At 65.6% G+C, this 22077-nt stretch carries 22 protein-coding genes; 13 read left to right on the plus strand and 9 right to left on the minus strand.

The window, feature by feature from the left end:
• The first annotated feature begins 15 nt into the window (after positions 1 to 15).
• On the plus strand, positions 16 to 1038 hold the full coding sequence (locus tag ACF8NF_RS10575) for a GGDEF domain-containing protein (protein WP_016447176.1): 1023 nt from the start codon (positions 16 to 18) through the stop codon (positions 1036 to 1038).
• Between the two features lie 22 nt (positions 1039 to 1060).
• Here the strand turns inward: ACF8NF_RS10575 and ACF8NF_RS10580 are convergent, their stop codons facing one another.
• From ACF8NF_RS10580 to alaS, 3 genes are all read right to left on the minus strand, one after another.
• Positions 1061 to 2311, minus strand: coding sequence for a GGDEF domain-containing protein (locus ACF8NF_RS10580; protein ID WP_392450558.1), 1251 nt, complete (start codon positions 2309 to 2311; stop codon positions 1061 to 1063).
• 9 nt (positions 2312 to 2320) lie between these two features.
• Complete coding sequence (locus ACF8NF_RS10585; protein ID WP_392450559.1) at positions 2321 to 3403, minus strand: ABC transporter substrate-binding protein; 1083 nt, start codon at positions 3401 to 3403, stop codon at positions 2321 to 2323.
• Between the two features lie 91 nt (positions 3404 to 3494).
• Positions 3495 to 6119, minus strand: a complete 2625-nt coding sequence (alaS, locus tag ACF8NF_RS10590) for an alanine--tRNA ligase (RefSeq protein WP_016447179.1) — start codon at positions 6117 to 6119, stop codon at positions 3495 to 3497.
• 83 nt (positions 6120 to 6202) lie between these two features.
• Here alaS and ACF8NF_RS10595 point away from each other — a divergent pair, with 83 nt between their 5' ends.
• Both ACF8NF_RS10595 and ACF8NF_RS10600 read left to right on the plus strand, forming a co-directional pair.
• A complete protein-coding gene (locus ACF8NF_RS10595) occupies positions 6203 to 6490 on the plus strand; it encodes a hypothetical protein (protein WP_392450560.1) in 288 nt (95 codons plus the stop codon).
• A 66-nt stretch (positions 6491 to 6556) separates the two neighbouring features.
• A complete protein-coding gene (locus tag ACF8NF_RS10600; RefSeq protein WP_016451656.1) occupies positions 6557 to 6856 on the plus strand; it encodes a hypothetical protein in 300 nt (99 codons plus the stop codon).
• Between the two features lie 141 nt (positions 6857 to 6997).
• Here the strand turns inward: ACF8NF_RS10600 and ACF8NF_RS10605 are convergent, their stop codons facing one another.
• Positions 6998 to 8335 carry an MFS transporter gene (locus ACF8NF_RS10605; protein ID WP_016447181.1) on the minus strand — a complete coding sequence of 446 codons (1338 nt, stop codon included), beginning with the start codon at positions 8333 to 8335 and terminating at the stop codon, positions 6998 to 7000.
• Between the two features lie 297 nt (positions 8336 to 8632).
• On the opposite strand from ACF8NF_RS10605, the gene cyoA reads away from it, so the two are divergent.
• From cyoA to ACF8NF_RS10640, 7 genes are all read left to right on the plus strand, one after another.
• Complete coding sequence (gene cyoA / locus ACF8NF_RS10610) at positions 8633 to 9679, plus strand: ubiquinol oxidase subunit II (RefSeq protein ID WP_016447182.1); 1047 nt, start codon at positions 8633 to 8635, stop codon at positions 9677 to 9679.
• 65 nt (positions 9680 to 9744) lie between these two features.
• Positions 9745 to 11751 (plus strand): cytochrome o ubiquinol oxidase subunit I, encoded by a 2007-nt coding sequence (cyoB, locus tag ACF8NF_RS10615; RefSeq protein ID WP_392450561.1) that lies wholly within the window; start codon positions 9745 to 9747, stop codon positions 11749 to 11751.
• Positions 11744 to 12376: a cytochrome o ubiquinol oxidase subunit III gene (cyoC, locus tag ACF8NF_RS10620; RefSeq protein ID WP_016447184.1), complete on the plus strand. Its 633-nt coding sequence runs from the start codon at positions 11744 to 11746 to the stop codon at positions 12374 to 12376. The genes cyoB and cyoC overlap by 8 nt, the downstream gene beginning before the upstream one ends.
• Positions 12377 to 12811, plus strand: coding sequence for a cytochrome o ubiquinol oxidase subunit IV (gene cyoD / locus ACF8NF_RS10625; protein WP_392450562.1), 435 nt, complete (start codon positions 12377 to 12379; stop codon positions 12809 to 12811).
• Positions 12812 to 12882: 71 nt separating this feature from the next.
• Positions 12883 to 13596: an SURF1 family protein gene (locus ACF8NF_RS10630; protein ID WP_046239819.1), complete on the plus strand. Its 714-nt coding sequence runs from the start codon at positions 12883 to 12885 to the stop codon at positions 13594 to 13596.
• A gap of 113 nt (positions 13597 to 13709) precedes the next feature.
• Entirely contained in the window at positions 13710 to 15011 is a 1302-nt protein-coding gene (locus tag ACF8NF_RS10635; RefSeq protein ID WP_016447187.1) for an ATP-binding protein, read from the plus strand.
• Between the two features lie 29 nt (positions 15012 to 15040).
• Positions 15041 to 15577, plus strand: coding sequence for a response regulator transcription factor (locus tag ACF8NF_RS10640; protein WP_012205888.1), 537 nt, complete (start codon positions 15041 to 15043; stop codon positions 15575 to 15577).
• Positions 15578 to 15649: 72 nt separating this feature from the next.
• Here the strand turns inward: ACF8NF_RS10640 and cyoE are convergent, their stop codons facing one another.
• Together cyoE and ACF8NF_RS10650 are read right to left on the minus strand one after the other, a co-directional pair.
• Entirely contained in the window at positions 15650 to 16555 is a 906-nt protein-coding gene (cyoE, locus tag ACF8NF_RS10645) for a heme o synthase (protein WP_016447188.1), read from the minus strand.
• Positions 16552 to 17739, minus strand: a complete 1188-nt coding sequence (locus tag ACF8NF_RS10650) for a heme A synthase (protein ID WP_392450563.1) — start codon at positions 17737 to 17739, stop codon at positions 16552 to 16554. Before ACF8NF_RS10650 ends, cyoE begins: the two co-directional genes overlap by 4 nt.
• A 943-nt stretch (positions 17740 to 18682) precedes the next feature.
• Here ACF8NF_RS10650 and ACF8NF_RS10655 point away from each other — a divergent pair.
• From ACF8NF_RS10655 to ACF8NF_RS10665, 3 genes are all read left to right on the plus strand, one after another.
• Entirely contained in the window at positions 18683 to 18865 is a 183-nt protein-coding gene (locus ACF8NF_RS10655; protein ID WP_016447190.1) for a hypothetical protein, read from the plus strand.
• Positions 18862 to 19110, plus strand: coding sequence for a hypothetical protein (locus ACF8NF_RS10660; RefSeq protein ID WP_392450564.1), 249 nt, complete (start codon positions 18862 to 18864; stop codon positions 19108 to 19110). Before ACF8NF_RS10655 ends, ACF8NF_RS10660 begins: the two co-directional genes overlap by 4 nt.
• Positions 19111 to 19209: 99 nt before the next feature.
• Positions 19210 to 19491 (plus strand): hypothetical protein, encoded by a 282-nt coding sequence (locus ACF8NF_RS10665; RefSeq protein ID WP_016447192.1) that lies wholly within the window; start codon positions 19210 to 19212, stop codon positions 19489 to 19491.
• A gap of 36 nt (positions 19492 to 19527) precedes the next feature.
• Here ACF8NF_RS10665 and ACF8NF_RS10670 read toward each other — a convergent pair whose 3' ends face one another.
• The 3 genes from ACF8NF_RS10670 to ACF8NF_RS10680 all read right to left on the minus strand — a co-directional run bounded on the left by ACF8NF_RS10670 (position 19528) and on the right by ACF8NF_RS10680 (position 21871).
• Positions 19528 to 20316, minus strand: coding sequence for a class I SAM-dependent methyltransferase (locus ACF8NF_RS10670; RefSeq protein WP_392450565.1), 789 nt, complete (start codon positions 20314 to 20316; stop codon positions 19528 to 19530).
• Positions 20317 to 21026: 710 nt separating this feature from the next.
• The gene (locus ACF8NF_RS10675; protein WP_162233967.1) at positions 21027 to 21164 is read right to left on the minus strand and encodes a hypothetical protein; all 138 of its coding nucleotides are present in this window, start codon (positions 21162 to 21164) and stop codon (positions 21027 to 21029) included.
• A gap of 170 nt (positions 21165 to 21334) precedes the next feature.
• Positions 21335 to 21871: a cysteine hydrolase family protein gene (locus ACF8NF_RS10680; RefSeq protein WP_082001667.1), complete on the minus strand. Its 537-nt coding sequence runs from the start codon at positions 21869 to 21871 to the stop codon at positions 21335 to 21337.
• Between the last annotated feature and the right edge of the window lie 206 nt (positions 21872 to 22077).

The following is a 22077-nucleotide window of genomic DNA, read 5'->3' on the forward strand; positions in this document are numbered from 1 at the left end:
AAGACAAGGCCTCGCATGCAGCCATTGCTACAGAATCTGGTCGAGATGACGGCCCACCGGGACCATCTGCGATTGGAAATCTCGGTGCTGTCCACCTTGTTCAAGCTCAACGGCGTGGTGCAGGTGCGGGCGCTGGAGCTGTTCGCCATGCCTGACGGCAGGCACTGCGTGCGTGCGCGCACCTGGAGCCAGGGCGATGAGGTCATGTCCACCGATGCCGAGGCCCTGTACGACCCGCAGAGCGTGGAGCTGTCCTCCATGCCCTCGCTGCAGCAGGCCCTGCAGCAGCGCGCCCTGGTCGCCTCGGCCGTGCAGCCCGATGGCCGCCATGTGCTGTGGCTGCCGCTGTGGCGCCAGGAGACGGCCTACCACTGCCTGGAGATTGCCCAGTCCACGGCCTTCTCGCCCAGCCGGCTGGATGTGATCCAGGGCATCTTCGGTGTCTATCACAACTACCAGAGCCTGCTGGACTACAGCGAGCGCGACGCGCTGACCGGCCTGCTCAACCGCAAGACCTTCGACGAGCAGTTCCTGCGCCTGTCTCTGCAGGAGCCGCCGGCAGCCATGCCTGGCGTGGCCACGCAAGATGTTCCGGGCCAGTGGCTGGCCGCCATCGACATCGACCATTTCAAGCGCATCAACGACCGCTTCGGCCATCTGTATGGCGACGAGGTGCTGATCCTGGTGGCCAACATCCTGCGCAGCTGCTTCGATGCCAAGGACCGCGTATTCCGCTTCGGCGGAGAGGAGTTCGTGGTGCTGCTGCGCTCGGTCAGCCTGGCCAATGCGCGCAAGGCGCTGGAGCGCCTGCGCCACGATGTGGAGAGCTACGAGTTTCCCCAGGTCGGCCGCATCACCGTGAGCGCGGGATTTGCCGCCATGGGCACGGGCGCGCCCGTGGAGGTTCTGGGGCATGCCGACCAGGCGCTCTACCACGCCAAGGAACATGGCCGCAACCAGACCTGGTACTACGGCGACCTGATCACCCAGGGATTGCTGGCACCCCAGGTGAACAGCAACGACATCGAACTGTTCTGAGCCCGACCTGAGGCCAGGCCGGTCAGGCCGGGTCGGCCACGCGCACGCAGTCGCGCCCGGCGTGCTTAGCCTCGTAGAGCATGGCATCGGCACGCTGCAGCAGTTGCTGCACGCCCTCGCCGCCACGCAATTGGGCCACGCCAAAGCTGGCCGTCAGCATCAGATCCAGCCCGTGGACATGCACGGGCGTGGTGCGCACGGTCTCGCGCAGTTGACCGGCCAGTGCCCCGGCCCGGGCAGCAGCGACACCTGGGATCACGATCAGGAACTCCTCCCCGCCGTAGCGCGCCATCCAGTGCGCCGACGAATCCAGCTCCAGCGCACGCTGGCAGCGCAGCGCCACTTCGCGCAGCGCGGCGTCGCCAGCGGCATGGCCGTGCCTGTCGTTCACCCGCTTGAAGTGGTCCACGTCCACGAACATCACGCTCAGCGCCGCGCCCCGGTCCCGGCTCTGGACGACCTCGGTCGCCAGGCGCTCGTCCATGGCGCGCCGGTTGAGGCAGCCGGTCAGCGCGTCGGTCAGCGACATGCGCTTGACCTCTTCCACCAGCTCCTGCAGTTGCCCGGTGCGCTGGGCCACCAGCAGGTCCAGATGCTCGATGTGGCCGCGCAGGTCATGCTGCAGCTGGGCAAAGCCCTGCACCACCAGATCGATCTCGTCGTGCTGGCCGCGCCGGGTCCGCTCCAGCACCAGTGGCCGCGACAGCTCGTTGGGCTTGAGGCTGGCCGCAAAGCTTGCAATCTGCTGCAGCGGCTGGCGAAGTTCGCGGCGCATCACCCAGGCCACCATCAGGCAGACCAGGGCCGTGAACAGCGCATAGCCCAGCAGCACACGCAGCGTGGAGTCGCGCAGCACCTCCAGGTAGTGGCCCCGGTTTTCCCAGACCTGCAACTCACCCAGCGGCAGGCTGGACTGGCTGTGCCTGGGCGCCGCAATGGCCATGGACACGGCGGGAGCCTGGCCATCCCTGGCCTCGCCGGCCTCGTACATCTCGCCCGTGGAGGTGACGCGCAGCTGCACATGGCCGACCAGGGGCAACCGGCCCAGCCACTGCACCTGCTCGTGCACCAGGGCAGGCTCTATATCCCACAGCGCGGCCGACAGCGAGATCATGCTGTTGGTCACCACCGTCTCCATGGAACGGCGAAACTCCTGCTGCCCCTTGCGGTACTCCCACCAGGCGTGGGCACCGCCGAACACCAGCATGCAGGCCACGGCCAGCAGCATGATGCGCACAATCAGCAAGGAGGCGATCGAACGGAAGCGGGGCATGGAAGGCGCTCAGCGCAGCAGGTGCTTCAACTCGAATCCGTAGCGCCGCAGCCGGGGATTGAGGTGCTTGCTGTAGCTGCGAAAGTCCAGCGGAGCCAGGGGCGCGCTGATCCTGTGCTCGTAGCGGTCGATCTGGGACTTGTCCAGCAAGGCGAACATGGGCCGCACCTGCTCCAGCCCTTCGGTGGCGAAATCGCTGCCGTGCGCATGGTCGTACAGCATGACCAGGGCCCAGGCGCCCGTGAGGAAATGGCCGCCCGCCAACGCGCTCAGCTCGCCCGTGCGCAGCGCCGTCATGGCGGCGGCCGATGAATTGATGGCACTGAAGAAGGCATCGTGCCCGGGCGCTCCCCCGCGCGCGCGCCAGGCCTGCATGGCGCCAAAGGCCATCTCGTCGTTGCCGGCCCACACCAGGCGCACTTCGGGATAGCGCTGGAACAGCACGGCCGCCTGCTGCTCGGCGCGTTCGCGGCGCCATTCGCCAAAGACTTCCTGCTGCAGCACCACGTCGCCGGCCTCGGCCGCTGCGCGGCGCATGCCGGCATTGCGCTCCACCGACGAGGGCGTGGAGCGGTCGCCGGCAATGGCCACCATGTGCAGCCGGCCATCGGCCGCACGCGCGTGGCCCGACGCCCGCGCGGCGCCGAACAGGGCCTTGGCCGTGAGGTAGCCGGCCTCTTCGGCGCCCGGCTCCAGGCTGCCCAGCCAGTGGCGATAGCGCTCTCGCGCCACGCCGGTCTGGCCGCGCAATGTCTCGGGCACGCCACTGAAGGCCATGAAGCTGTCTATGCCTGCCGCCTCCAGCGTGCGCAGGATTTCGGGCGCCACGCTGTAGTCGTTGGTGAACATCACGTAGCGGGGCCGCTGCGCCTTGGGCAGGGCCGCGATCTGCCGCGCGATCTCGATGGGGCGCAGGTGGTCGCGCTGCGCATAGCGCACCTGCAGCTGCATGCCCAGGCTGCTGGCCGCGTCCTGCATGGCCTCGCTGACCGTGGTCCAGTAGCGCTCGTCGGATCGGCCGGGGTTGATGAAGACCACGCTTTGCGCGGCGGCAGCGGCCGATTGCGCCACCACGCCCATCACGCACGCCATGCGCAGCGCCCACGGCAAGACGCCCCGGTGGAGGAATCCACCGGGGCGTCCCGAAGCGGGAGCAGCAGCAATCATCTGCCGCGCAGCTGGATCAGGCGCGCTCTGCCACCCAGGCCTGCACGGCGGCCAGCGCGGCCGGCAGGCCCGCTGCATCCGTGCCACCGGCCATGGCCATGTCGGGCTTGCCGCCGCCCTTGCCGCCGACCTGGCTGGCCACGAAGTTCACCAGCTCGCCAGCCTTGATGCGCGAGGTCTCGGCCTTGGTCACGCCGGCAGCCAGCTGCACCTTGTCGCCATCGACCGCCGCCAGCACGATGGCGGCGGCGCCCAGCTTGTCCTTGAGCTTGTCCATGGTCTCGCGCAGGGTCTTGGCATCGGCGCCTTCCAGTCTGGCGGCCAGCACCTTGATGCCCTTGACGTCGACGGCCTGACCGGCCAGTTCGTCGCCCTGGCTGGAAGCGAGCTTGCCCTTGAGCGCAGCCACTTCCTTCTCCAGCGCACGGATCTGCTCCAGCGCGCCGCCGATGCGGGTGTTCAGCTCGGCCGTCGGCGCCTTCAGCGCAGCGGCCGCCTGGTCCACCGTGGATTCCAGCGATTGCAGGTAGGCCAGCGCGTTCTCGCCGGTCACCGCCTCGATGCGGCGCACGCCAGCGGCCACGCCGCCTTCGCCCACCACCTTGAACAGGCCGATGTCGCCCGTGCGCTGCACGTGGGTGCCGCCGCACAGCTCGCGGCTGGTGCCGATGTCCAGCACGCGCACGGAGTCGCCGTACTTCTCGCCGAACAGCATCATGGCGCCCGTGGCCTTGGCCGATTCGATGTCCATCACCCGCGCGTCGGTGGGCGTGTTGGCCAGGATCTCGGCGTTCACGCGGCGCTCGATCTCGCGGATCTCGGCAGCGGTCACGGCCTGGTTGTGGGCAAAGTCGAAGCGCGTGCGCTCGGCGTTGACCAGCGAGCCCTTTTGCTGCACGTGGTCGCCCAGCACTTCGCGCAGGGCCTTGTGCATGATGTGCGTGACCGAGTGGTTGCGCATGGTGGCGGCACGCAGCTGCGTGTCCACCTCGGCCTGCACGGCATCACCTACCTTCAGGCTGCCGGACTCCAGCACGCCGTGGTGGCCGAACACATCGGCCTTGATCTTGAGCGTGTCCTCGACCGCGAAGCGCGCGCCTGCGGTGCTGATCACGCCCTGGTCGCCCACCTGGCCGCCGGACTCGGCGTAGAAGGGTGTGGTGTCGAGCACGACCACGCCGCTCTGGCCGGCCTTGAGTTCCTGCACGGCGCTGCCTTCGGCATACAGTGCCACCACCTTGGCGGCCTCGGCCAGCTTCTGGTAGCCGGTGAAGGCATTGGCCTGGCCCGTGTACTCGAGGGCGCGGTCCATCTTGAACTTGCCAGCCGCGCGGGCCTTGTTCTTCTGTTCTTCCATGGCGGCCTGAAAGCCTGCCTCGTCCACGCCCAGGCCGCGCTCGCGGCAGACGTCGTTGGTCAGGTCCAGCGGGAAGCCGTAGGTGTCGTGCAGCTTGAAGGCCACGTCGCCGGGCAGCACCTTGGCGCCACCGGCCAGCGCCGCATCCAGGATTTCCATGCCGTTGGCCAGGGTCTCGAAGAAGCGTTCTTCCTCGACCTTGAGCACTTCGGTGATGCGCGCTTCCTGCTCGCGGATCTTGGGATAGGCGTCGCCCATCACGGCCACGAGGTCCTTGACCAGCTTGTGAAAGAACGGCGTCTTCTGGCCCAGCTTGTAGCCGTGGCGGATGGCGCGGCGCACGATGCGGCGCTGCACGTAGCCGCGGCCTTCGTTGGACGGGATCACGCCGTCGGCCACCAGGAAGGAGGTGGCGCGGATGTGGTCGGCAATGACCTTGAGCGACGGGGTCTCGAGGTCGGCAATATGCGTCTCGCGCGCAGCCGCCTTGATCAGTGCCTGGAACAGGTCGATCTCGTAGTTGCTGTGCACATGCTGCAGGATGGCGGCCAGGCGCTCCAGGCCCATGCCGGTATCCACGCAGGGGGCGGGCAGCGGCTTGACGTTGCCCTGCTCGTCCATGTCGAACTGCATGAACACGTTGTTCCAGATCTCGATGAAGCGGTCGCCGTCTTCGTCAGGGCTGCCCGGAGGGCCGCCGGCCACGTGCGCGCCGTGGTCGTAGAAGATTTCCGAGCAGGGGCCGCAGGGGCCGGTGTCGGCCATCATCCAGAAGTTGTCGCTCTTGTAGCGGCCGCCCTTGTTGTCGCCGATGCGGATCACGCGCTCGGGCGGCAGGCCGATTTCCTTGGTCCAGATGTCGTAGGCCTCGTCGTCCTCGGCGTAGACCGTGGCCAGCAGGCGCTCCTTGGGCAGCTTGTAGACCTCGGTCAGCAGTTCCCAGGCCCACTTGAGCGACTCGCGCTTGAAGTAGTCGCCAAAGGACCAGTTGCCCAGCATCTCGAAGAAGGTGTGGTGGCGGGCGGTGTAGCCCACGTTTTCCAGGTCGTTGTGCTTGCCGCCTGCGCGCAGGCAGGTCTGCACCGAGGTGGCACGCGTGTAGGGGCGCTTGTCGGTACCCAGGAACACGTCCTTGAACTGGACCATGCCCGAGTTGGTGAACATCAGCGTCGGGTCGTTGCCGGGCACCAGGGGGCTCGACTCCACGATGGTGTGGCCCTTGGATGCGAAAAAGTCCAGAAAGCTCTTGCGAATGTCGGCAACGGTGAAAGTGGGTGTGCTCATGGTGTCTAGGAGTTCGGAGCGCGCACGCGGGGCGCTGTCCCTGGCGGGAGGGTGTCCCGTCGGGACCAACGCGCATTATAGGTTTGCCCCATCGTCGCGGCAGCGAGCCCTGCCTAGCCTCCATCACGCACGTGGCCGAAGAAGGCCTCTCCTCCCATCTGCCCGCCCTTGAGCACGATCTCCAGCCCGCCGCGCTGGCCGGATCGCTGACATGCGCGCGCAACAGCGGCGCGCGACTGGCCGGTCCGCGGCGCCTGCAGCTGTGGGTGGCGCCCCATCCGAGCCGCAGGGCCGACATTCTTGCGCTGGAGAAATGGCTGATGCAGGAGATGGGGGAGATGGCTAGCACAGGCGATCTCGCCGTTCCCTGATCCCGCTCAGACTGCGCGCGATGGGCGCCCTGGATAATCGCCAGCCGGAACCACAGCAAGCACACCATGGCGCAACCACCGACACCCGAGCCTCATTCCGCCGAATCGGCCCAACCAGGCAAAAGCCGCATCGTGCCCTGGCTCATCGGCCTGCCCGTGGCTTTCTTCGGTGTGCTCATGCTGGCCGGGCAGCTGCTGTCCACGCCCGAAGGTGAGGCGCGCTGGGTGGAGCGCGAAACCATCAAGATCTGCCGCAAGGAAACCGCGCGGCCAGAGGCCGAGCGCAAGACGCGGCAGTTTGAATCGGTGCAGGACTGCGACAGGCTCGAATTCGACTTCAAGCAGCGCTACGGTGAAAACCCCTGAGGCGGAGCCGCAACGAAAAATGCCCCCACGCTCCCCTGCTTCGCAAGGTCCGCTGCCCCCCAGGGGGCCAGCTTTTTGCCTTGGGGCGGCCCGGCGACAAAAAAGGCCGGCAGAGCCGGCCTTTGGCTTGCAAGGGCCCGTTCAGTCGCGCGTCTCGATGGCCCGGTTGATGCCCAGCGCCGCCAGCGTGCACAGCGCGCCCGACAGCAGATAGATGCCCAGCGCCACCAGTCCGAAGCGCGAGGACACGCCCAGCGCCACCAGCGGGGCAAAGGCCGCGCCGACCAGCCAGGCCATGTCCGAGGACAGGGCCGCGCCCGTATAGCGATAGCGCGAGGGGAAGTTGGCCGTCACCGTGCCTGCCGCCTGCCCGTAGGACAGGCCCAGCAGGATGAAGCCGACGATGATGAACACGTTGTTGCCCGTGGTGCCGCTGCCCAGCAGCCAGGGAGCCACAAAGCTGAAGATGCCGATCAGGCAGGCCATGGTGCCCAGCGTGTTGCGCCGCCCCACCCGGTCGGCCAGCCAGCCCGAAACCATGATGGCGCCGGCCGCACAGAAGGCGCCAACGATCTGCACGCCCAGCACATGGTTCACCGACTGGTCCGAATACAGCGAGATCCAGGACAGCGGGAAGATGGTCACCAGGTGGAAGAGCGCAAAGCTGGCAAGGGCTGCAAAGGCGCCGATGACCACGTTGCGGCCCTCGTCGCGCATCAGCGGCACCACGCCCATGGGCTCCAGCTCACGCTGCGCCAGCAGCTCGGTGTAGGACTGGCCCACCACCAGGCGCAACCGGGCAAACAGTGCCACCACGTTGATGGCAAAGGCCACGCAGAAGGGATAGCGCCAGCCCCAGCTGAGGAACTCGTCGGCATCCACATGCGCATAGATGAAGGCAAACAGGCCTGCCGCCAGCACAAAGCCCAGCGGCGCACCCAACTGCCCGATCATCGAATACCAGCCCCGCCGGTTCTGGGGCGCCGACATGGCCAGCAGCGACGGCAGTCCGTCCCAGGAGCCGCCCAGTGCAATGCCCTGGCCGATGCGCAGCAGCGCCAGCACGATGATGGCGTTCACGCCCGCCTGCTGGTAGCTGGGCAGGAAGGCCATGCCCACCGTACACACGCCCAGCAGGAAGAGCGCCAGCGTCAGCTTGGTCGCCCGGCCCCAGCGCCGCTGCACGGCCATGGACAGCGCCGTGCCCAACGGCCGCGCCACGAAGGCCAGCGCGAAGATGCCGAACGACATCAACGTGCCGTCAAGCTTGGAAAGATAGGGGAACAGCAGTGCCGGGAAGACCAGCACGCAGGCGATGCCGAACACGAAGAAGTCGAAGTACTCCGAGGATCGCCCCAGGATCACGCCGACGGCGATCTCGTTGGGCGTGACATCTTCGTGGGTGTCGGCGCGGGACAGAGATTCCTTGCTTTCGTAGCTTCCGTTGGGGAAGCTTGCAGTTGTGTCGAGGCCGCTCATAGATGGATGCTCCTTGTCTCGTCTCACTGACAGCTCCGTTCTACGCCCTCGCTTGATCTGGCGCAAGGCGGTTTCACCTCGACCGGACTTGGTGTTTTTCCTGCTGCGCGCGGCCGAAAAATGCGGCCTCCGGATCGCCGGGACCCCGCTGCCTGCCCCGCCAGGTAGCAGAAAGTTCCCGGCTTCTCCTTGACGTTGGACAAAATGTCCAATGGACAAATTTATACTTCGTAATACATTTGCCCGGATCTTGTAATCCGCGTTTCTATGTAAACGCGCTCTTGTTGCGCCCCTAGCATGCTAAAAATCAAGGAACTCCGTGGGCCTGCGTGGCTCACCGCGGCCGCTTTGACAGCCAGTCTCACTGGCTGCAGCAAAGCCGTCGTGCTCAACCCGGCCGGCGATATCGCCGCGCAGCAAGGCAACCTGGTGGTCACGGCCACCTTGCTGATGCTGATCATCATCATCCCGGTGATCATCCTCACGCTGCTGTTCGCCTGGAAATACCGCCAGTCGAACACCGAGGCCCACTACGACCCCGAATGGCACCACTCCACCACGCTGGAGCTGGTGATCTGGTCCGTGCCGCTGATGATCATCATCGCGCTGGGCGCCATCACCTGGATCAGCACCCACAAGCTCGACCCCTACCGCCCGCTGGACCGCGTCTCGGCCTCCAAGCCCTTGAGCACCGATGTCAAGCCGCTGGAAGTGCAGGTCGTGGCCATGGACTGGAAGTGGCTGTTCTTCATCCCTGAAAAGGGCATCGCCACCGTCAACGAGCTGGCCGCTCCCGTGGATCGTCCCATCCACTTCAAGCTGACCGCCACCTCGACGATGAACGCCTTCTACGTGCCTGACCTGGCCGGCATGATCTATGCCATGCCCGGCATGCAGACCGAGCTGAACGCAGTGATCAACAAGACCGGTGTGTTCCACGGCCTGGCATCGCACTACAGCGGCGCCGGCTTCTCGGGCATGACGTTCAAGTTCCACGGCCTCAGCGACGAGGAATTCGAGCAGTGGGTTGCCAAGGCCAAGTCCGAAGGCAAGGCCCTGAACCGCGACACCTACCTGAATCTGGTCAAGCCCAGCGAGCGCAACCCGGTCGAGCGCTTCGCCACCGTGGACGAAGGCCTGTACGACAAGGTGCTCAACCGCTGCGTCGAGGAAGGCAAGATGTGCATGCACCACATGATGGCCATCGATGCCGCAGGCGGTGAAGCCTATCTCAAGGCCGTGGGCATGAACCTGCCCCAGGATGTGTGCACGGTGCAAAACGCCGACCGCGTCGTGGCCTTCCTGGACCAGCGCGACGGCTCGGCCGCCAGCGCACAGCAATAAGCAGATAGCGGAAGCGGACGACGGCCAGCCCGCCGCCCGTTCCAAAACGACCTAAGAGACTCGATATGTCTGAACATACCTCCCCGGCACAGGCCCACTGGCTGCTGGGACGCATCACCTGGGACTCCATCCCGATGGCGCATGAGCCCATCGTGCTGGTGACCTTCATCGCCGTGGTGCTCGGCGGCCTCGGCGTGCTGGGCCTTCTCACCAAGTTCCGCCTGTGGGGCCCGCTGTGGCGCGACTGGCTGTGCAGCATCGACCACAAGAAGATCGGCATCATGTACATGATCCTGGGTCTGGTCATGCTGCTGCGCGGCTTCGCAGATGCGCTGATGATGCGCCTGCAGCAGGCCATGGCCTTCGGCGACAACCTGGGCTACCTGCCTCCGCACCACTACGACCAGATCTTCACGGCCCACGGCGTGATCATGATCTTCTTCGTGGCCATGCCCTTCGTGACCGGCCTGATGAACTACCTGGTGCCGCTGCAGATCGGCGCCCGCGACGTGTCCTTCCCGTTCCTGAACAACTTCAGCTTCTGGATGACCACGGGCGGCGCCGTGCTGGTGATGATCTCGCTGTTCCTGGGCGAGTTCTCCACCTCCGGCTGGCTGGCCCTGTCCAACCTGGGGGCGCAGAACCCGGGGGTGGGGCTTGACTACTACATCTGGGGGTTGCAGGTGGCCGGTGTCGGCACCACGCTGTCGGGCATCAACCTGATCGTGACCATCATCAAGATGCGCGCACCCGGCATGAACCTGATGAAGATGCCCGTCTTCACCTGGACTGCCCTGTGCACCAACGCGCTGATCGTGGCCTCGTTCCCCATCCTGACAGCAGCCCTGGTGCTGATGTCGCTGGACCGCTACGTCGGCACGAACTTCTTCACGAACGACCTGGGCGGCAACCCCATGCTGTACGTGAACCTGATCTGGATCTGGGGCCACCCCGAGGTCTACATCCTGATCCTGCCGTGCTTCGGCATCTTCTCCGAGATCGTCTCGACCTTCAGCCGCAAGCGCCTGTTCGGCTACACCTCCATGGTGTACGCGACGGTGTGTATCACCATCCTGTCCTACCTGGTGTGGCTGCACCACTTCTTCACCATGGGCTCGGGCGCCAGCGTGAACACGTTCTTCGGCATCACGACGATGATCATTTCGATCCCGACGGGCGCCAAGATCTTCAACTGGCTGTTCACCATGTACCGCGGCCGCATCCGCTTCACCGTGCCGATGCTGTGGACCGTGGGCTTCATGTGCACCTTCGCCATCGGCGGCATGACCGGCGTGCTGCTGGCCGTTCCCCCGGCCGACTTCGTGCTGCACAACAGCCTGTTCCTGATCGCCCACTTCCACAACGTGATCATCGGCGGCGTGGTGTTCGGCGTGTTCGCCGGCATCAACTTCTGGTTCCCCAAGGCCTTCGGCTACAAGCTCGACGAGTTCTGGGGCAAGTGCTCGTTCTGGTTCTGGCTGGTCGGCTTCTGGGTGGCCTTCACGCCGCTGTACGTGCTGGGCCTGATGGGTGTGACGCGCCGCGCCAACCACTTCGAGGACCCCTCGCTGCAGATCTGGTTCATCATCGCCGCCTGCGGCGCAGGCCTGGTGGCCCTGGGCATCGGCAGCTTCCTGATGCAGCTCGTGGTCAGCTACTTCAAGCGCGACCAGCTGCGTGACGAAACCGGCGATCCATGGGAAGGCCGCACGCTGGAGTGGGCCACATCCTCGCCCCCGCCCCAGTACAACTTCGCCTTCACGCCCGTGGTGCATGAGATCGATGCCTGGTGGGATATGAAGAAGCACCGCTACCAGCGTCCGCTGACCGGCTTCAAGCCCGTGCACATGCCCGCCAACACCGGCGCCGGTGTCGTGATCGCTGCGCTGTCCACGGTCTTCGGCTTCGCGATGATCTGGCACATGTGGCCCCTGGCCATCGTGTCCTTCGCCGCCACCGTGCTGGCGTCGATCATCCACACGTTCAACTACAAGCGCGACTACTACATCCCCGCCGCGGAAGTCGCGGCCACGGAAGAACTGCGCACACAACAGCTGGCACGTCATGTCTGATATCCGTTACACCGCAGGCGGCGCTGCCGCCCTGGCCCCGCGTGAGTACCACCTCGCCGAGGAGCCCCATCCCGAAAACGGCACCGCTCTGGGCTTCTGGCTCTACCTGATGAGCGACTGCCTGATCTTTGCAGCGCTGTTCGCCACCTATGGCGTGCTGGGCCGCAACTACGCTGCAGGCCCCACGGGCGCCCAGCTGTTCGACCTGCCCCTGGTGGCGATGAACACGGCCTTCCTGCTGCTGTCGTCCATCACCTTCGGCTTCGCCATGCTGCAAAAGCAGCAGGGCAAGCTGGGCGGCACGCAGATGTGGCTGGCCATCACCGGCCTGTTCGGCCTGTGCTTCCTGGGCCTGGAACTCTATGAGTTCTCCCACCTGCTGCACGAGGGCGCTGGCCCTCAGCGCAGCGCCTTCCTGTCCTCGTTCTTCACGCTGGTGGGCACCCACGGCCTGCACGTGACCTTCGGCCTGATCTGGCTGGTCACGCTGATGATCCAGATCAACAAGCACGGCCTGACGCACGAGAACAACCGCCGCCTGATGTGCCTGTCGATGTTCTGGCACTTCTTGGACGTGGTCTGGATCGGCGTCTTCACTTTTGTTTATCTGATGGGGGTGCTGTAAATGGCTGCACACGACATCCACGCCGGCCAGGGTCACCACGACCATCACGGCCATGACGACCACCACCACGATGCCGGCCCGCACAGCACGTTCTCGGGCTACATGTGGGGCTTCGTGCTCTCGATCATCCTGACGGCCATCCCGTTCTGGCTGGTGATGGGCAACATCATCTCTGACCGCTCGACGGCCGTGATGGTGCTCGGCGGCTTCGCCGTGGTGCAGATCCTGGTCCACATGGTCTTCTTCCTGCACATGAACGGCAAGATCGAAGGCGGCTGGACCCTGCTGTCCACCATCTTCACCGTGGTCTTCGTGGCCATCGGCATCGCAGGCACGCTGTGGGTCATGTTCCACATGAACACCAACATGATGCCCCAGCACACCATGCCGACCGATCCTGCGGCGCAGACGGCACCGGCCGTGGTCACGCCTTGACCGCATCCGGAAACTCCGGGCCCTCCAGCCGCGCAGGCGCATCGCGCCGGCGCGGCCCACTCGCTCAGGCGATGCTCATCTCGGTGGGCATCGCCTTGTTTTTGGGCTTCATCTTCCTGGGCAGCTGGCAGGTGCAGCGCCGCGCCTGGAAGCTGGATCTCATAGAGCGCGTGGAGCAGCGCGTGCACGCCGCGCCCGCTGCCCTGCCCCCGCCCGCCGAATGGCCGCAGATCACGGCCGCAGACCATGAATACCGCGCCGTGCAGGCCAGCGGCCAATGGCTGACAGGCAAGACCGTGCTGACCCAGGCCGTGACCGAGCTGGGAGCAGGCTTCTGGGTGCTGACGCCGCTGCAGCTGGACGATGGCAGCCAGGTGCTGGTCAACCGGGGCTTCATCCCCACGGAGCAGCGCGCACGCTGGCAGGCGCAGCCCGGGCAGGCATCCCAGGACCAGGTAACGGTGTCCGGCCTGCTGCGCATCAGCGAGCCGCGCGGCGGTTTTCTGCGCGAGAACGATCCTGCTCAGCAGCGCTGGTTCTCGCGCGATGTGGCGGCCATTGCACAGGCCCAGGGCCTTGGCAAGGCAGCGCCCTATTTCATCGACGCCGGCCTGCCCGGCCAGCCCGTGGCGGACGGCACCTGGCCGCGCCCGGGCATGACCGTGATCCGCTTTCCCAACAGCCACATGGTCTACGCACTGACCTGGTACGGATTGGCGCTGATGGTGGTCGGTGCCGCCTGGCTGGTCAGGCGCAATGACCAGCAGCCGGCCGGCAAGCCATAGAACCGCCTTGCGCAGGCAATGGGGCCATCGATGACATCGGTGGCCCTTTTTCTTCAGTCCTCTACAAGACCCTGCCGCGCCACGGCTGCCTGCGGTAGCGCACAATCGCCCGCGTGAATTCGCCTTCAGAGTCCCTGTTCCGCGTCGAGCGCACCACCGAACGCCAGAACATGCAGCTGCTGATACAGCTGCGCTGGTTTGCCGTGGTCGGGCAGGTGATCACCATCTCCCTGGTGCACTACGGCTTCGGCATCAACCTGCCGCTGCCGGCCATGGCCCTGGTGCTGATGGCCAGCGTCTTCACCAATCTTGGCTACATCTACTGGTACCGCAGCCACCGCCGCCAGATCTCGGCGCGCAACCTGTTCCTGGCCCTGCTGGCCGACGTGCTCGCCCTGGCCATACAGCTGTATCTGAGCGGCGGCGCCAGCAATCCCTTCATCTACCTGTTCCTGCTGCAGGGCATTCTGGGCGCCGTGCTGCTCAGGCCCGTGCACGCCTGGATCATCGTCGCCAGCACATCGCTGTGCACCCTGGTGCTGGCCATCGTGCACTGGCCCCTGCCCATTGGCGCGGCGGGGCCGGACGGGCTGCCCGGCCTGTACGTGAGCGGCATCCTGATCAGCTTCGGGCTGACCACAGTGCTGCTGGTGGTCTTCCTGCGCCGCATCGTCTCCAACCTGCGACGGCGCGACGCGCGGCTGGCCAACATGCGCCAGCGCGCCAGCGAGGAAGAGCACATCGTGCGCATGGGCCTGCTGGCCACGGGCGCGGCGCACGAGCTGGGCACGCCGCTGTCGACCATGTCCGTCATCCTGGGCGACTGGCAGCGCATGCCCGTCATCACGCAAGATCCCGATCTGCTCGCCGACCTGCAGGAGATGCAGCAGCAGCTGCTGCGCTGCAAATCCATCGTCTCCAGCGTGCTCATGTCCGCCGGCGAAACCCGCGCCGACGCGCCCCAGGCCACGACCTTGCATGCCTTCATGGATGGAGTGGTCGCCCAATGGCAGTCACGCCATGCGGTGGAGCGTTTCGACTATGTCCAGGCCGAAGAGGACTTCCCCATTCTTTCGGATACCGCGTTGCAGCAAATGGTTTGCAATGTGCTCGACAATGCCGCCGAGGCATCTCCCGGCCATGTGGCGCTGCACCTGTCCGTGCGCACCGGCATGCTGTGCATCACCGTGCGCGACAAGGGTCCCGGCTTTGCACCTGCCGTGCTGGAGCAGCTGGGCCAGCGCCATATCTCCACCAAGACGGAGCGCCCGGGCCGCGGACTGGGCCTGTTCCTGGTGCTCAACGTGGCGCGCTCGCTGGGCGGACGCGTTCAGGTGAGGAACACCCCGCCCAGGGGCAGCGAGGTGGAGATCCGCCTGCCCCTGTCATCGATTGCCATTGAACCCGGCGCCTGAAGCGGCGCCCACAGGAACCCGAATTGCCCATGGACAGCTCCCGCCTCCTGCTGCTGGTTGAAGACGATGCAACGTTTGCACGCACGCTGACGCGATCGTTCGAGCGGCGCGGCTACCGCGTGCTGCAGGCCGCCAGCGCCGAGGAAGTGCGCGAGCTGCTGCAGACGCATTCGCCGCAATACGCCGTCATGGACCTCAAGCTGGCCGGCAATGCCTCGGGCCTGAGCTGCGTGCAGATGCTGCACCAGCACAACCCCGAGGCGCTGATCGTCGTGCTCACCGGCTATGCCAGCATTGCCACGGCCGTGGAGGCCGTCAAGCTCGGCGCCTGCCACTACCTGGCCAAGCCGTCCAACACCGACGACATCGAGGCCGCCTTCGGCCGCCTCGAAGGCCGCACCGACGTGGAGCTGTCGCGCAACCCCACTTCCATCAAGACACTGGAGTGGGAACACATCCACGAAACCCTGGCCGAGAGCGACTTCAACATCTCCGAGGCCGCACGCCGCCTGGGCATGCACCGGCGCACGCTGGCGCGCAAGCTGGAAAAGCGGCAGATCAAGTAAGACGGCAGGCACCAAGACAAACCGGGCCTCAAGGGCCCGGTTTGTCATTGCGCGGCCATGGCCCTCAGGCCATCAGCCCAGCCAGAGGTAGTGATCGATCAGCAGTGCCAGGAACAGCACGCTCAGATGCACCAGCGAGAAGCGGAAAGTCCTGCGCGACAGCTCGTCCGAGTAATTGCGCCACAGCGCGAAGGCATAGCCGCAAAAGCCCACGCTCAACACCACGGCCACCACCAGGTACAGCCAGGAGCTCATGCCGTACATGAAGGGCAGCATGCAGGCTGCGAACAGGATCACCGTGTACAGCAGGATCTGCAGCCGCGTGTACTCGCTGCCATGCGTGACGGGCAGCATCGGCAGGCCCGACTGGCGGTAGTCCTCCACGCGGTACAGCGCCAGCGCCCAGAAATGCGGAGGCGTCCACAGGAAGATGATGAGAAACAGGATCAGCGCCTCGGGTCCGACCTGGCCCGTCATCGCGGCCCAGCCCAGCACGGGCGGCATGGCGCCGGAGGCGCCGCCGATCACGATGTTCTGCGGCGTGGCGGGCTTGAGGATCACCGTGTAGATCACGGCATAGCCCACGAAGGTGGCCAGCGTCAGCCACATGGTCAGCGGATTGGTGCACAGCAGCAGCACCAGCGCACCCAGCGTGCACAGGATGGCCGAGAAGGCCAGGGCCTGCTGGCTGGTCAGCTCCCCGCGCGCCGTGGGCCGCCAGGAGGTGCGCTTCATGCGCGCATCGATATGGCGCTCCACCAGGCAGTTGAAGGCCGCTGCTGCGCCCGCCACCAGCCAGATGCCCAGGCAGGCCAGCGCCATGTGCAGCCACTGGTCGGCGTTGGGCCAGCCCGGCACGGCCAGCACCATGCCGATCAGCGCGCAGAACACGATCAACTGCACCACGCGGGGCTTGGTCAGGGCATAGAACTGCGTCCAGCGTGAGGACTCGACACTCAGGGAAGCTTGTTTACTCATGCAATCTCTCCACGGGCAACCGGCAACCCGGCCCGCAGCGTGCCCGGGCGACTGGCCGCCAGGCACCAAACAATCACGGTCACCAGCGCGGCTGCGCCACCCGTATGCAGCACCGCGGCCACCAGCGGCCAGTCCAGCACCACGTTCGACAGGCCTGTCAGCACCTGCAACACCAAAAACGCAGCCAGCACGCGGCGCTGCGGCGCCAGGGCAGGCGCCTCGCCCAACCGCCACCACAGCCCGGCAAGCGCGGCCACCACCACATAGGCCGCAAGGCGGTGCAGATAGTGGATGGCCGTGAGGCCCGCAAGGCTGATGTTGCTGCCGTCCTGCAGCAGGCCCAGCGGACGCCAGATCTGCAGCGCCTGCGAAAAATCCATGGCCGGCCACCAACTGCCCTGGCAGGTCGGAAAACTGCTGCAGGCCAGCACCGCATAGTTGGTGCTGACCCAGCCACCCAGTGCCACCTGCAGCACCAGCAAGCCCAGGCCCAGCCACAGCAGAGCACGCAGGCCCGGGGAAATCACCGTTGCCTGCTGCTGGCGAGCCGCCCGGCTCAGCCCCACGGCGGGCACGCACAGCAAGGCCAGCAGGCCCGTGCCGCCCAGCAGGTGCAGGGTCACGATGGCCGGAAACAGCTTCATGGTCACGGTCCAGGCGCCAAAGGCACCCTGCAGGCAGACCCAGAACAGCGCCAGCGTGGGCCACCAGGGGCTCATGGCCCCCCGCCGTGCGCCTTCCACGCCTTCGGCGCCCGCCCTGCCCTGGCGGCGCACACGCCGCCAGGCCATGATGGTCATGGCGATGATGAGCACGCCCACGGTGGTGGCCAGATAGCGGTGGACCATCTCTATCCATGCCTTGCCATGCGTCACCGGCCCGGTGGGCATGGCGGCCTGCGCCTCGGCAATCTGCGCGCGGGCGCCCATGGGGCTGGCGCTGCCATAGCAGCCCGGCCAGTCAGGGCAGCCCAGGCCGGAATCGGTCAAACGCGTAAAGGCGCCGAACAGCACCAGGTCGAAAGTCAGGAACAGCGTCAGCACCGACAGTGCCTGCAGCCGCTTGAGCGAGCCACCGTTGCGGTTGCGCAGCCACACCCAGGCCAAGGGTCCCAGCGCCAGCAACAGGCCCAGCAGCATCAGCTCCAGAACGGGGGCCAGATCGTACAGCGCCTGCTCGTTCACCTCCGCCCTCCGCAGCGCAGCGTCCACCGGACGGAACCGACCCCAGGCAAGCCGCAAGGCAATGCCACAGGCGCATCCGGTTGGCGACAGCAGAACTTCATAAATGAGAGCAATTTGACGAGAAGGCTCAGCCCCATGCGCGAGATTGGATCGCAGGCCGGGCCCACAGAGAATCAGGACATGCACCCAGATACAGGCTGCGGGACGGCGCCCCATGCACAAGGCCCGCCAAGCGGGCCCGGTCGCTGCAACTTTCAGAGCAGCATGTCTTTGATATGAAACAATTCTACTTGCCTGCGCACCACTCAAGCGCCCAAGCGCGCAGTGCCCCTAGACCGCAGCCAGCTTCTTTTGGCCGGCGTGATGCGGCTTGGGCCGGGCGCGCACGAATTCGCGCAGGGTGCCACCCGAGGCATCGGTGGCCCGGCTTTACACACCTGCTCAGATTCGCTCAGACTCAGACGCCCAGCGTTCCTTAGATTGACGCTTTTACTTGGAGACCGGCAACCGCCGGGTGAGGCCATGATTGCAGGACGCTCGTGGACTGTGCTTGATGGGCGCGGACACGAAATCGGGCGTGTCGAAGGCGATGAATTCGTCCGGTGCGGGACCAGGCTCATCTACCGCATCGATGGGCCGGCGCTGTACTCCATGGACGGCTCGGCCAGACTGATGGGCTTTATAGAAGGGACCGAGGTCAGAACGCGGCAGGGGCGGATCTTTCTCAAATTCCTCGCGCATTGAACTGCGCTGCTCTGCTCTGCGCAGCACCGTGCGCGTGCAGCGGCAAGCTTTCGGCCCCCTTCTGCGCCAGCCGATGACAATCTATATCAATTCATTCATAGCCAGTCGCTAAGACGCACAGATAATTGCCGGCATCGTGTGAATTGTGAGAAGGGACCGGGCCACGTGCCACGCCCTTCGCATGCTGGAGGATTGGCAGATGAGCGCCCCGGAAATGGAGGCCATACAGGAGCGGCTGAAGAAGCTGCGGGCCGACGAGGCGCAGGTAGCCGAGCAGCTGGAACGGCTGCAGACCCAGAAGGCTGCGCTGGAGCACAGGCAGGCCATGATCCAGGGCGCCTTGGAGGTGCTGGAAGAGATGCGGCAGGAGCTGGAGCCATGAACCGCGGCAAGCCCGGTTCGTCCCCGTCCTCGTCACCGCCCGCCACTGCCCTGCCAACAACCCAGGACTGGCTGGAAAGAATTGCAGCCCTGGATGCCACAGAGCCGCCGCCTACCCCACCTCGTCCGCGCAACACCCGCAAAGCAGCGCGCCGCGAGGCGGTCACCATCGTGGCAAGGCTGGTGCTGCTGGTGCTGCTGGCCATCGCCCTGGCCGTGGCGGCGCAATTGATGTGGGTCAAGTAGCTGCCTGCGGTATACCCTCGCATCCTGGCGAAGTTCCCATATTGTTTGCATGCTCACTTGCGCCTAGCATGGAGGCACACTCAACGCAGTGGAGGTGTCATGGCCGATCCCGAAGAACCGCTGGAAATACGCTCAGAACGCTGGCAGTCGCTGAAGGGGCTGGACATCGCCTCCGTGGATCTGGGCCCCATCTGCGTGGTGCTCTTGCTGACGTTGATCTGCATGGCCGTGATGCTGCTGCTGGCCAAGTCCGGCGCCGAGCAGGTGCGGCAGGCCCAGCCATCGCCCCAGGCCAAAGGCCCTGCTCCCCGACCGCAACCGGCGCAGCCCGTGGCAGAACCCGCCCAGCAACAGACCTGGATACCGGCCTTGCGCACCTGAGCGCGGCAAGGGCGGTCCAGGCCGTAGGTAGCGCGTTCAGACCTTCATCGAACATGTCGCAATGAAGGTCGGCACGAACTTCTCGATCACAAAACGGGCGTGGGGCTGCCAGTCCTCGTGGAAGCCCGTCAGCACAAGCCCCGCATCCAACTGCCCCCCGATCTGATCGGCCAGCGTATGGCCGAACACCAGGGCCTCGTTGCGCTCGCGCTTGGCCGCAATCGCCTCGGGCGGCAAATCCGTCACATCAGAATACGGCAGGCGCCAGGCGGGCCGCACGAGTCCTTGCTCGCGCAATGCAGGATCACGGTCCTCCACGAAGACCACCGGATTCCAGAAGCTGGACAGAAGACGCCCGCCCGTCGTCAGCACCCGCGCGCATTCACGCCACACGGGCCGCACATCGGGCACGTAGAGGTTGGAGATGGGGTGAAAGATCACATCAAAGCTGGCGTCTGCAAAGACCCCCAGATCGCGCATATCGCCCTGCACGCAGGTCAGCGCAAGGCCTTCGCGCTCGGCCACATGCCAGTCCTGCGCAAGCTGGCCGGCTGAGGCGTCGAAGACGGTGACCTGGGCGCCCGCTGCCGCAAGAATGGGCGCCTGCTGGCCGCCGCCGCTGGCAAGGCAGAGGATGCGCAGGCCGCGTACATTATCCAGCCAGCCGGCAGGCAAGGGGCCTGGCGTGAGCCGCGCCTGCCAGCTTCCGGCGCGGGCCCGTGCTATTTCGGCGCTGTCGACCGGGCGCGACCAGTCGCAGGACTTGGCAGCCTGCTGGTTCCAGGCGGCCGTGTTGTGGGCAAGGATATCGATGGATTCCGTCATGGGCACTCTTTCAAAAATTCCGAAAGGAGGCCGCACGGCGACGCCGGGTTGCGTTCAGGAAACGCAGAGCAATCAACGAACAGGCAGGAGGTGACGCAGGCGTCCGCCGTCGGCCGGCAAAGGGCTTCGGGGGATGGGTCGGACGAAGGTCCGAAGGCGTCACAGGTTCATGTCAGGCTCGCAATGGTCGCAGGAATGGAAGCAAAAATTCTAGGGTTGCCCGAAGCACGCTGTCAAACAGCTGCGGCGCCTTCCCCACACGGTCATGCAAAAGTCACAACCGTGAGACGGCCTGGCTGTAAGTTGAACCCGCACCCTCGATGGCGCCGGCTTCTGCTGCGCCTTGGCGCGCCCGCTGACGACCGCCTTTTCCAACCCGGCGCCCAATGGATACCGAGGAGCAACACTTTGAAGGAGAGCTATGCGTAGTCCCAAGAAAGGCAGAGAGCCGATCCGGCTCCTGGACCTGGCCCCCGCCGTCTTCTGCATGCAGTGCGAACAGGAAAAGCCCGCCACAGGCGCCCGCCAATTCCATGCGTGGCACGTGTGCAGCGATTGCTCGCAGAAGCTGGCCCGACTCCCCACGGCGCAAGCACCCACGGCGCACCCTGCGCACTGAGGCAAGCGATTCCCCAAAACGACAGCCCGCCAAATGGCGGGCTTTCTCATGCCCTTTCGGGCATGGGCGGGACCATGACAGTGGATCGCGCCTACCAGGGCGCAAACACCATCATCAGCGCCACGGCCACGACGGCTGCGGCGATGTACATGGTCCGCTTGGTGGCGAACCGGTTGCGGGACGACGACGTGGGCACTTGGCCAGGGGTGTTGGGAGGAGGTGTGTTCATGGCCTCAAGCATGGGTGCCGCCCAGGCACGCCCTTGTCGGACAAGCACAGGTCAGGGAATCAGCGCAAGGCAGGACCAGGCCGTCGGCATTGGCCCATGGCCCGGTGGTCTGAAAGACGAATGGCGCTGCAATCGCTCGCGTGTGCCTCAATATGGGCGGACTCCGCAGATCAGGTGTGAACCGGTGCCGAGAAATCCCAGGCGTTTGCGGGCATGACCGCGCAAAACGCCCCTTCCAGCGTCGCGTTGTGGTGTTCCACAATCTTCTGCGCTGCAAGCTGGGGGGTGTCGGCACAAGTATGTCCATCCGCAATAAGGACGGCATCAAGGCCCAGATCGCGAGCGACCCGGCAATTGGTGTCCACGCAGTACTGAGTCTTCATGCCGGTGATGACCAGGCCGGTCACGTTGCGTGCTTGAAGCTGCTGCAACAGATCGGTGCCTGCAAAGGCGCTTGGGCGGTGTTTTTCGAACACAACCTCACTGCCGTCCAGTTGCAGTTCGGGTGCGAGTTGGGTCAGTGGGCTGCCTGGGCCAATGGGCGTTCCCACGGGACCGATGTGACGAGCCAGAAAAATTGGCGCTCCCGCACGGCGGGCCTGTGCCATCAAGGTATTGATGGTGTCCAGCACCTCGGTGCAGCGCCACATGGGTTCAGGGCCTCGGACCAGGCCGACCTGAACATCGAGGACTAACAGAGCAAACATGAGAACAACTCCTTGCGTGGTGCCGGCGACGCAAGGGCAAAAAAAAGGGCCCTGTCCATCGCTGGCGGGCCTGGGAAGTGGTTCAACTGAGACTCACGGCACTTCACACGATCCGCAGGAAGCGGTCGTGGAGGTGATAGTGGTGAGAGTGCAGTGAACCATGGAGTTCCATTGTAACGAGCGCCTTCGCCTGTCATCTCAGCACC

Source organism: Delftia sp. WSY_22 (genome assembly GCF_043104185.1).
GTDB lineage: Bacteria > Pseudomonadota > Gammaproteobacteria > Burkholderiales > Burkholderiaceae_C > Comamonas > Comamonas tsuruhatensis.